The organism is Dapis hubbardiae BLCC-M172, assembly GCF_050016015.1.
GTDB lineage: Bacteria > Cyanobacteriota > Cyanobacteriia > Cyanobacteriales > Microcoleaceae > Trichodesmium.
The window spans coordinates 16,497-28,545 of sequence record NZ_JBNHEQ010000050.1 but is presented as its reverse complement, the minus strand read 5'-3'; the positions used below and the strand labels follow the sequence as shown (position 1 = coordinate 28,545).

The following is a 12,049-nucleotide window of genomic DNA, read 5'->3' as shown; positions in this document are numbered from 1 at the left end:
GAAGTCACAACGCTGTTAAAACGGCAAAAGAATAAATGCGCAACTTGTGGAGTAAACTTTAGGCCAAAGGATTTAATCGAGGTTGACCACATCATCCCTGGGTCTAAAGGCGGTAACGACACCTATAAAAACAAACAATTGTTGGACCGACATTGCCACGACTTTAAAACTGCCAAGGATTTAAAAACAGTTAACCATTAAGGAATTATTAGGTCTGAGGTGGAATTTTAAGGATGTGCCCATGAAAAGGGACGACTAAGAGAGGAGCCGTGATGAGGTGAAAGTCTCACGTCCGGTTCTGAAGACGAGCAGGCTCTATAAAGGAGTAATCTGGAAATGAGCTTGCTTAGTTTAACAGAGAAATTAGTAAGAGCCAAGCTTATGCCTTAATAGAATTGGCCAATAGTGCTGATACTTTAATAGATAAAGGACATTTAGACCCCGACTCCATTAATAACTTTAGCAAAAGGGCTTTTGTGGAAACGGCCAAATCTCCCACAGAAGTCCAACAAATGGTCACAGATGCAGCCAAAAAAGGCGATCGCATCACCAGACGGGAGGTCAAGCAACTAGCAGACGAATGGACTGCCGTTAGTTCGGATTTGCTTCCAGACGAAATTAGAGCCAAGGCCACCTCTGGTTCGATGCCACCACGTTATTTAGCTCCCCTAGTCCGGGAAATGGAAAAATTACCAGAATCGCATTTAAGCGCCATTCAAGAGGAAATAGTCCAAAGTCCGGAGGTAGATACCGTCAAGCAACTAACCTCAGATGCTCGTAACCTATCCAAATATCTTGATGCTGCAGCCAAAGTTCAAGCCTTGAATGAATCATCATTGGATATGGAAATGGTATTAGAAGAAGCCTTAAGATTAGAATGTCTCAATATAGTTTCTGACCTAGTAAAACAGTCTGCTCAATTAGAGACAACAATGGCTAAACTTTATAGTAGCTGGAGGCGTGTAGGCAATCTCTCGGAGCGGTTATTTGTGGATACTGGTGCTAGTACACCTCATCTAAGACATTTATTGGGGTGTCTGGACAAACTTTCAAATAATGTTATTGAAATAAGTTTAAGTGACCTCAATAACCAAACAATTCGTTTACAAATACTCTCGGATAGTGATTAATTAGCGACGTAGGGACGTTGTATACAACATCCCTACTGGTGACCACTGACAACTGAATGCCTGAAAACCCAAACAAGTATTTATACCAAATCTGGTATAAATACTTGTTATATCCCAACCTGTAGAGACCTTGCATGCAAGGTCTCTACAGGTTTTTCGCGGTTTGCTTAAAACGGGTGTGTTTAACCCGGATTTGGTATTACTGAATGCTGACGGTTGATAGCTGACAGCTAAATGCTGATTGCTTTCTACAGCACTACGTTAATTAGGGTTTGCGGAAAAAGTCTTATGGGTGAGAGTCAGGAGTCAGGAGGAAGAATTATCCCTTGATTTTTCTGCCTCAGGTCAACCCAAAATCCTGACTTTATACAGCTCTTTAGAAGGAAAACCTTGTACTTTTTACAGAAAGAAAAATGCTAAAACCTTTACCTTTCAATACTTTTAGATTTAATCAGCAAACCCTAATTAGTTAGGACATTTATAAATGCTCAAACGACCATCAGGAATTACTTCTGAATTCAGAATTCTAAATTAAATCTGGTGCATTCTCATCAAAATCATCATAACCATCATAAGAATCATCACTATCATCATCGTCTATTAAATCATCCTCTAAGTCATTAGGGAAATTAGAATCAAAATTATCAGGTGGGAAATCTGAATCAAAATTACCAGGTGGGAAATCTGAATCATCTAAAACTGACCCAAGCTTATCTTTAACAGGAGAAAACTCAGAGATACTATCATCGATAAGTTGACTTTGATTTTGAGGTCCGCTTTGAGAATCTGCAAAATTCTGATTTGCAGGCGATAAATTGAGACTATTTTCCAATTCCAATGAACGCGCCGTCTGATCGTCTAAAACCACACTCTGCAAATCATCTTCCTCAAAAATATCCACATCATCATCCCAACTCTGTTCCAAACGATTAATCTCTGCACTCAGGGCATCTTCATAAGCATTAAACCCAGTACCAGCAGGAATCAACCGCCCAATAATCACATTCTCCTTCAATCCCCTTAACCAATCAGACTTACCCTCAATGGCAGCTTCCGTCAATACCCGTGTAGTCTCCTGGAAACTAGCCGCCGAAATAAAACTATCCGTATTCAGGGATGCTTTCGTAATTCCCAACAACATCGGTGTATATTGAGCCGTTGCTCCACCCGTAATAGACATCGCCTCATTCACCTGTTCCACTTGTCGCAACTCGATCAACTCCCCAGGTAACATAGTAGTATCACCACCATCATCAATCCTCACCTTAGCCGTCATCTGACGCACAATTACCTCAATATGCTTATCCGAAATATCGATACCCTGAGACTGATAAACTGCCTGCACCTGATTTACCAAGAACTTCTGACAAGCCTCAAAACTCCTCAGACAAGCTTCATAAATGCTTTCATGCTCACGGTAATAGTTGAAGAAAGTCTCCAGAATTTCATGGGGGTTTTGAGGTCCATCGGTTAGAGCTTCCCCGACCTGAACACTTTGTCCATCAGCAACAATCACATTCTGTCCATGACCTAAAGGATAATCTGTAATGGTTCCATCACTCGAAACCACGCTCACCTCTATATTATCATCATTAGCATGAACTTGAGCTTGACCAGGATACTTGACTAAAACGCAAGACTCTTTTGGTTTGCGTGCTTCCAACAACTCCTCAATCCGAGGCAAACCCTGAATAATATCCCCAGTCTTAGTCCGCTCAAACACCAGCAGCACCAAACTATCCCCCCGTTGAACCAAATCTCCGTCCATAGTCAGCAAGACCGCACCCGTAGAAACACGATAAGGTCGGCCTTTGCGTAAGATTACCTGATAACTTTCACTCCCATTCTCCAAAAGGATTTTCTCTACCTGAGATACCATACCAGAATTTTGAATAACTGTTCCAGCAGCAATTTCACTACCAGCAACCAACAAATCCCCTGGTGCTACAGATGGTAAAGCATTAACTGGTATTTTAATTAAATCCGCTTCTCGAACTATCAAAACACGACGAATAGCTTCCACACCCTCTCGGATACCCCTTACCTCACCAGATTGCTTAGATAAAATCTCTGTGCGAGCCACCACAGCTCCAGCCTCTATCACATCTCCATCTTTAACCAACAACCGAGTATTCGTACTACCATGAGTTGTATCTGCTACCACATCCCGGCGAATAACCAAAGATTCCAGAATTACCAACTGCAAACGCATTACACCCTCTTCTTCTTGGTCTGGTGATAACTCAATATCAGCAGCCAATTGAGGAGCATCCTCACCAATCTCCAACACTAACTGGGTGCGCAGCAACTCTATAGCCTCTACAGATTTAACCCGTTCCCCATCCTTAAAAGGAATCCGTTGTACCGCCCGTAACTCAATGGAAGAATTAATTGATTTCTGAGAAGGTACACCAGGCTCATCAGGCACATGAAACTCAGTCACAGGTCGCAATAATAATCCAGGACCATCCGGCGTTTCTATATATTCAATGTACTTTAACTCAGAAGTTACCAAGCCTGGAATCACCTCCTGTCCTGGCGTAGCAATTTGACCATCCATCAGAGTTAAATCTCCTAAATCTGTTTGATAGTCCCCACTATGTAGTTCTCCAGGCTTAATTACAACCTCCCTGAGAATATCATTTTTCTGGTGTACTTCTGCGACTCCATTAGACTGACAGAAAATATCCTTAACTATTTCCGTTCCAGCTTCCACATATTGACCATCTTCTACCAAGAGCAGAGATATATCCTTATTAATCTCATGACATTCTTCAGGAATCCATAGCAATGTACCACCTTTTACTACTTCATAGCCTTGTTTTGCCTTACCACGCTTCAGAACCTCCACTCCAGCATACTTAATAATCCCACCTGTAGAAGTTTGATAATTTTCGTCTAAAAGTTCAGCAATAACTTCGTGATTACCAACCTTACTACCAGGAGTAACTTTTAGGGCAAATCGTTGATTATCTTGACTCTCAATGATATACTGCTCCCGGTTAGCAACACTCTCCATCCGAACTTTTGCCTGGTCTAGTCGTACACTTGCAGTAATCACCTCAATCTCACGAGGCAAATTATCATGTCCTTCTATAGGTAATGGCAGAGGTGTAGAAGCCTTAACCATCGACCCCTCTAACTCATCCACCATTGACTCTTGAGTTTCTCCAGCCAAAACATTCATACCCGCTTGCTCTGCAGCACCGTACAAACCAGAATCAGGTACTCGCACCACACCACCATGCTCAGTTACCAACTTAGTCTCAGCAATTACACTATTAACATTAATCTTAGTCCCATTCTTTACCATTGGTTCTGCACCCGGTGGCAGATTATACACCTCTCCAGCCAAGACCCATATCAGACCACCTCTTTGAGCAATGCGAGTCGTTACTCCTTGCTTATCCACCTTTTCTTCTTGCACCAACTGAGCAAATTTAACTTCTCCTGCCAAGTCTGAAGCTACCTCTTTTGTTACCTTCTCAGTTGTTTTTCTAACCTGACCTACCTTTGGTACTTCTGCCAAAACCGTCCCCGCCGAAACCTGCTGGTCATTTTGGACCATTAAAATAGAACCTTGAGCAATCGCCACACTTTCCTTACGACCTTCAGCCCCTAATACCATCAGTTCAAAATTATTCTCGGCAATCATCGCCTCATCCCCATGACGAGTCCGAAATGACCTAGCACGAACATTAGACGGATACTTAACTACACCTGGAAACGACGCCACAAACTGACGAGCAACTTCACCCGTAAACACACCTCCAGTATGGAACGTCCGCATAGTTAACTGTGTACCAGGTTCCCCGATAGACTGAGCAGCAATAATCCCAATAGCCTCTCCCATATCAACCATATGACCATGAGCAAGACTCCACCCATAGCAACTTTGACAGACAGAACGCGGTGACTCACAAGTTAAAGGAGAGCGCACAAATACCTTTTCCACACCTGCTTTACCTACTGCTTTAGCCAAATCATCCGTAAACACTTGATTCCTGACTGCCTGAATATCACCACTACTAATAATTTCTCCTGTTTGTGGATGTTTGAGATCCTCAGCTAAAACTCTGCCTAACAGTCGATCCTTTACCGGAATCAATACGCGATCGCCATCTTTCATACTCGTCACTATCACCCCTCGTTTAGTGCCACAGTCTGCTTCCCGAACGATTACATCCTGAGAAACATCAACCAAACGACGAGTCAAATAACCAGAGTCAGCAGTTCTCAATGCTGTATCAACCAAACCTTTCCGCGCACCATAAGAAGAAATAATATACTCAGTTACAGTTAAACCCTCCCTGAAATTCGTCTTAATTGGCAAATCAATAATTTCCCCCTGTGGATCTGCCATCAAACCACGCATCCCCACCAACTGACGCACCTGAGAAATATTACCCCGCGCTCCAGAAAATGCCATCATATAAACTGAATTTAGAGGGTCAGTCGCTCGAAAGTTACGAACTACCTCATCTTTAAGATTTTCACTGGTACTATTCCAAGTATCAATTACTTTTTGAAAGCGTTCTACTTCAGTAATTTTTCCTTTAGTATAACGGTCAGTTGTATTGCGGATTTCTTGCTCTGCTGCATCTAAAAGTTGTCGTTTAGAAGGAGGTATTTGCAAGTCATCTACACTAATAGAAACTCCTGCTTTTGTAGCATAACGGAATCCTAAATCTTTCAGCTTGTTGGCCATCTGTGCAGTTCTTGCTGTACCGTAATTCTCAAAAGACCAAGAAATTAGCTTTTTTAGTTGACCCTTATTGATAACTCTATTATAGAAAATCATAATTAATGGATAATGGATAAGTTTTTAATGGACAATGGATAATGAATAATGGATAATTAGAGAATTAGAGAGTTATATAGAAAATTAGAGATTTAAAAAACTCTTTCATTATCAATTATCCATTATCAATTATCAATTATTTAGAGGGCACTTTGAATTGTTTGATTGAGAATTATTCGACCCGGTGTTGTCACCACAAACTGTGTAGTCACTACTCCATTGCTCTCCCGAACTTGGCGAGATTTAATATAAACCTTCTTAATCTCGACCTGTTCAATATAATGGATTCTATACAAATGATAAGTCTTCACCACCTCCCCATTTTGCAGATTTTGCTCTGACTTCAACTCTCCTAAATTATCAGGTAATATTTTGCTATCTAATGGCATCCAATAAGTCTTCATCAGCGCTTCATCAGATATTTGTTGTAGATCGGGAGGCATTTCTTCTGGTTTATCAGTTTCAATCTCCACGTCAGGAGGTAACCTCAAATATACATAAGTATGCAGGTCTAGTTTACCTTGTTCATAAGCTAAAACTACATCATCAGGGTTAGCAAAATAAAGGTCTTTACTACCTTGGAGCTTATGGTTTTCTGCTGTTAGATAATAACAACCCAATACCATATCTTGAGAAGGGGTAATAATTGGGCGACCAGTTGCGGGAGACAAAACATTATTCGATGCCAACATCAATAACCTAGCCTCCGCTTGGGACTCCAGAGACAGTGGCACATGAACCGCCATTTGGTCGCCATCAAAGTCAGCATTAAACGCCGGACAAACTAAAGGATGTAACTGAATTGCTCGACCTTCTACTAAAATAGGTTCAAAAGCTTGAATACCTAATCTATGCAAAGTTGGAGCGCGGTTTAACATCACGGGATGACCATCTATCACTTCCTCTAACACATCCCAAACATTCGGGTCTCCCCTTTGAATCAGTTTTTTGGCAGCTTTAATATTATTAACTAACCCCTGACGAATCAAGCGATGAATCACAAATGGTTGAAACAACTCAATCGCCATTTCTCGTGGTAAACCACATTGATTAATTGCTAACTTCGGTCCGACAACAATTACCGAACGCCCAGAATAATCAACCCGTTTACCTAACAAGTTTTGCCGGAAACGACCCTGTTTTCCTTCAATAATATCGCTCAAAGATTTCAGAGGTCTGTTATTTGCACCTACGACGGTTCGACCCCGACGACCATTATCAATTAAAGCATCAACTGCTTCTTGCAACATTCGTTTTTCGTTGCGGATAATAATTTCCGGTGCTAATATTTCCTGCAACCTAGCCAAACGATTATTCCTGTTAATTACTCGTCGGTAAAGGTCATTCAAATCGCTAGTTGCAAACCTACCCCCATCCAACTGCACCATCGGACGCAGGTCAGGAGGAATCACTGGAATTGCATCCAAAACCATCCATTCTGGTCTCGAACCTGTAGCAACAAAATTATCAATTACCCGCAAACGCTTGATTAACTTGGCTCGTTTTTGCCCTTTGGAATTAGCAATTTCTTCCCGTAGTTTTTCTGCTTCTACTTCTAGATCTAGATTTGCTAATAAAACTTGTAAAGCTTCAGCACCAATACTAACCTCAACCCCTTCTATTGCTGAATCTTCGCTATAGATTTGGTCTTCAATTTCTAACCAAACATCTTCTGCTAACAGTTGTTTATAACTTAAACTTTCGTGATTTCCTGGTTCTAATACCACATAAGCATTGAAGTAAACAATTTGTTCAACATCCCGCAATGGCATATCTAACAAAATTGCCATATAACTTGGAATACCCTTGAGATACCAAACATGAGTTACTGGTGCTGCTAACTTAATATGTCCCATGCGGTGACGGCGCACCCGTGACTCAGTTACTTCGACTCCACATCTTTCACAGACAATTCCACGATGTCGGACTCGCTTATACTTTCCACAATGACATTCCCAATCTTTCGCCGGACCAAAGATGCGTTCGCAAAACAACCCATCCATTTCTGGTTTTAGAGTCCGGTAATTAATTGTTTCTGGTTTGGTTACTTCTCCTACAACGGTACCGTTGGGTAGGGTTCTTTCTCCCCATCCACGAATTCTGTCTGGAGAAGCTAACCCAATTTTGACGTAATCAAATCTTTGTTCAAGTTTTGGCACGGTAATAATTGATAATTGATAATTGATAATTGATAATTGATAATTGGGCGTTGCTGATTCTGGGTATGATTTGTATTTTTTAGTAGTTGCTCAACTCTTGAATAAGAAATATTTGAGATTGCTCAATTTTTATTTTCATACCTTGATTCAGCAACGCCGATAATTGATAATGGGTAATTAAATAATGGATAATTGATAACTTTTTATTGGTCATTTGATTTGGTCGATTTGATAATAGTTGTCAGGAGTTTTAAGAGTTCTATACAATCTTGATTAATTGAGTTAAATCCTTTGACATCAATGTAATCTGAGTGATGTAATAGTTCTAACCAATACAGAGTCTCATTAGCCTCTTTCAGAGCAATAGCCATTTTGTGTACAAAGTCGGCACGACTTTCAGCCTGTTCTGCTTCGCGCACCAAAGCTCCAATTGCCGTACCACTACGAAGTAGCTGCTTTGATAGAACATACTCCTGTTTCTCTTGACTAAGATACTTTGACAATTTAACAATTCTTAATGCAAATACAAATGATTTTTCTTTAACTACATTATTTGTCATAGTTAATTATCAATTATCCATTATCAATTATCCATTATCCACTATTCTTCATTTTCACTCGATAATGATTCATATACAGGACGAGATGGTGTTCGCTTTCCTGGTATATCTGCCATCAAATCAACCTCCACATCCTGAGTAGTACCATCATCCATAGTTTCTACTTTGTGGGCAGCAATATCCAAACATAGAGACTGTAACTCTCGCATCAACACCTTGAAAGATTCAGGAGTACCAGGTCGTGGAATTGCCTTTCCTTTAACAATTGCATTCAACGCCTCATTTCGACCCTGCATATCATCAGATTTCACAGTCAACAACTCTTGCAAAGTATAAGCAGCACCGAAAGCCTCTAATGCCCATACTTCCATCTCTCCAAAGCGCTGACCGCCTTGTTGCGCCTTACCACCCAAAGGTTGCTGTGTCACCAGAGAATAAGGCCCTGTGGAACGAGCATGAATCTTATCATCAACCAAGTGAACCAGTTTCAACATATAAGCAACTCCCACAGTCACCGGACGGTCAAACCTTTCTCCTGTCCGCCCATCATAAACCCAAAGTTTCCCAGGATGGTTCTCATCAAACGCCCAATCTTGACCAGAAGTATCCCTGGCTAATTGTAACATTCGATGCACTGTTTCCCTTGACTTTTCTGCACCGTGCATCTCATCAAACGGCACACACTTAAACCGCACACTTAAAATTTCACCTGCCCATCCTAGTAAGCACTCAAAAATTTGTCCTACATTCATCCGGGAAGGTACACCCAATGGATTTAACACTACATCTAAAGGTCTTCCATCGGGCAAATAAGGCATATCCTCAATGGGCAGAATTCGTGAAATAATACCTTTATTCCCATGTCGCCCTGCTACTTTATCTCCTACCTGAATCTTCCGCTTTTGAGCTACATAAACTCTGACCACCATATTTGCTCCTGGTGGCAACTCATCTCCCTTTTCTCTGGTAAATACTCGGACATCAACGATACGACCTTTTTCACCATTGGGAACTCGTAGAGAATTATCTCGTACATCCCGTGCTTTCTCACCAAAAATTGCCCGTAACAACTTTTCTTCTGGAGGTTGGTCCGATTCTCCCTTGGGCGTCACCTTACCTACAAGAATATCCCCAGACTGTACCCAAGCACCAACACGAATAATTCCTTGTTCGTCTAAGTTCCGCAGACCATCTTCCCCAACATTCGGAATTTCTCTAGTAATTTCTTCTGGTCCTAATTTTGTCTGTCGGGCTTCAATTTCAAACTTTTCAATATGAATAGATGTATAAACATCATCATATACCAAGCGCTCGCTAATCAGAATCGCATCCTCATAGTTATAACCTTCCCAAGGCATATAAGCTACCAAAACATTCTGCCCTAAAGCTAACTCAGCACCTTCAGTAGAAGAACCATCAGCCAATACCTGACCCGCCACTACTTGGTCTCCTTCATATACCAGAGGTCTTTGATTTAAGCAGGTATCTTGGTTAGACCTTTGATATTTATGTAGTGGATAATCTGTTTCATTTCCCTCTTTATCAATCACAGATATCTTAGTTGAGTCTACATAGCTAACTTCTCCATCCGTCCGGGTAACAACTACCATACCTGAATCGCGGGCAGCTTGAGCTTCTAGACCTGTTCCTACTAGAGGTCTGTCTGGGTTTAACAATGGCACCGCTTGTCGTTGCATATTGGAACCCATCAACGCCCGGTTAGCATCGTCGTGTTCCAAAAACGGAATTAATGATGTGGCCACTGAAACTACCTGCACTGGGGAAACCGCCACATAGTCTACTTGTTGGGGACTGGTCGTGGTAAAATCTTGTCGGTAACGTACTGGTACAACGTCCCCCAAAATCTTCCCTTCCGCATCAGTCATAATATCCCCTGGTGCCACCCGCAAATCATCTTCTGCATCTGCTGTCATATATATTGGTTTACCATCGCGCAGTACCCGACCATTTTCTACCGGATAATAGGGGGTTTCGATAAATCCATAACCGTTGACTTTAGCATGGTTAGCTAGAGAGCCAATTAATCCAGCGTTAGGTCCTTCTGGTGTTTCAATGGGACAAATCCGGCCATAGTGGGAAGGATGGATATCTCGGACGGCAAACCCAGCTCTTTCTCTGGTTAATCCTCCAGGTCCCAAAGCTGATATGCGTCGTTTATGGGTTAGCTCTGCTAATGGGTTTGTTTGGTCCATAAATTGAGACAATTGAGATGACCCAAAGAATTCTTTGATTGCTGCTACTAATGGTTTTGGGTTAACCAATGATGTTGGAGTTAATGTGTCTGCTTCGGATACGGTCATCCGCTCCCGAATAATTCGCTCTAAACGGTTTAATCCTACTCTGATTTGGTTTTGCAGCAGTTCTCCTACGCTTCTAACTCGTCGGTTTCCTAGGTGGTCAATATCATCTGTCTGACCAATGTCATATTCTAAGTTAATTAGATAGTCAATGGAGGCTAATATATCTTCTTTAGTTAATACTCGTACTGTGTTTGGCAAGTTTAACCTTAGTTTATTATTTAGCTTATATCTTCCTACTCGCCCTAGGTCATATCTTTTTTGGTCAAAGAATCTACTGTGGAGTAGTTGTTCTCCACCAGCTATAGTAGGTGGTTCCCCTGGTCGTAATTTCCGATATAGTTCTAATAGGGCTTCTTCTTCTCCGTATTGTCCTTCTTTTTCTATAGTTTTTTGGAAATAATCGGGATGTCTGAAGGAGTCAAAAATTTCACTGTCTCCTAATCCCAAAGCTTTTAGTAATACTTGGGCAGAAAGTTTACGAGTTTTATCTATTCTGACCCAAACTAGGTCATTTTTATCCGTCTCAAATTTTAGCCACGCACCTCGGTTAGGAATTAGACTGGCATTATATGTACGTCGGCCACTTTTATCTGTCTCGGATTTATAATAAACTCCTGGAGAACGAACTATCTGATTAACGATTACCCTTTCAGCTCCATTAATGATAAATGTTCCCCTATCTGTCATTAGGGGTAGGTCTCCAATGAATACTTCTTGTTCTTTTATTTCCCCAGTTTCTTTGTTAATTAAGCGGGTGGGAACGTACATTTGCACTGCATAGCTGCTGTCTCGGCGTTTGGATTCTTCTACACTATATTTTGGTTGTTTTAGTTTATAGTTTTTGGCAATAAAGTGAAGTTCTAGCTTGCCTGTATAATCTGTAATTGGAGAATAGCTTTCTAGTTCTTCTATTAGTCCATATTCTAGGAACCATCGAAAGCTTGCCCTCTGAATTTCAATCAGATCGGGCATATTGAAAATTTGCAGGTTACTTTGGGTATCAACGTTTAATTTTTGATGAGTCATTCTTGAGTATCCTAGTGGGAGATAAGTTTTTTTAAGAGTTTATTTTCTGGGA

At 41.2% G+C, this 12,049-nt stretch carries 6 protein-coding genes and 1 pseudogene; 2 read left to right on the top strand and 5 right to left on the bottom strand.

What is annotated here, in order from left to right:
- Together ACP6PK_RS05130 and ACP6PK_RS05125 are read left to right on the top strand one after the other, a co-directional pair.
- Positions 1–201, top strand: a 201-nt coding sequence (locus ACP6PK_RS05130) for an HNH endonuclease (protein ID WP_426558338.1), incomplete at its 5' end; no start/stop codon positions are given.
- A gap of 155 nt (positions 202–356) precedes the next feature.
- Positions 357–1,130: pseudogene (locus ACP6PK_RS05125) on the top strand (hypothetical protein); the annotation flags it as partial.
- 526 nt (positions 1,131–1,656) lie between these two features.
- Here ACP6PK_RS05125 and ACP6PK_RS05120 read toward each other — a convergent pair.
- From ACP6PK_RS05120 to rpoB, 5 genes are all read right to left on the bottom strand, one after another.
- Positions 1,657–5,931 (bottom strand): DNA-directed RNA polymerase subunit beta', encoded by a 4,275-nt coding sequence (locus ACP6PK_RS05120; RefSeq protein ID WP_426558336.1) that lies wholly within the window; start codon positions 5,929–5,931, stop codon positions 1,657–1,659.
- A gap of 140 nt (positions 5,932–6,071) precedes the next feature.
- The gene (locus tag ACP6PK_RS05115) at positions 6,072–8,090 is read right to left on the bottom strand and encodes a DNA-directed RNA polymerase subunit gamma (RefSeq protein WP_426558334.1); all 2,019 of its coding nucleotides are present in this window, start codon (positions 8,088–8,090) and stop codon (positions 6,072–6,074) included.
- Positions 8,091–8,169: 79 nt separating this feature from the next.
- Complete coding sequence (locus tag ACP6PK_RS05110; RefSeq protein WP_426558332.1) at positions 8,170–8,304, bottom strand: hypothetical protein; 135 nt, start codon at positions 8,302–8,304, stop codon at positions 8,170–8,172.
- Positions 8,294–8,650, bottom strand: coding sequence for a four helix bundle protein (locus ACP6PK_RS05105; protein ID WP_094677392.1), 357 nt, complete (start codon positions 8,648–8,650; stop codon positions 8,294–8,296). The genes ACP6PK_RS05110 and ACP6PK_RS05105 overlap by 11 nt, the downstream gene beginning before the upstream one ends.
- 41 nt (positions 8,651–8,691) lie before the next feature.
- Positions 8,692–11,997 (bottom strand): DNA-directed RNA polymerase subunit beta, encoded by a 3,306-nt coding sequence (gene rpoB / locus ACP6PK_RS05100; RefSeq protein ID WP_426558330.1) that lies wholly within the window; start codon positions 11,995–11,997, stop codon positions 8,692–8,694.
- Positions 11,998–12,049 lie beyond the last annotated feature (52 nt).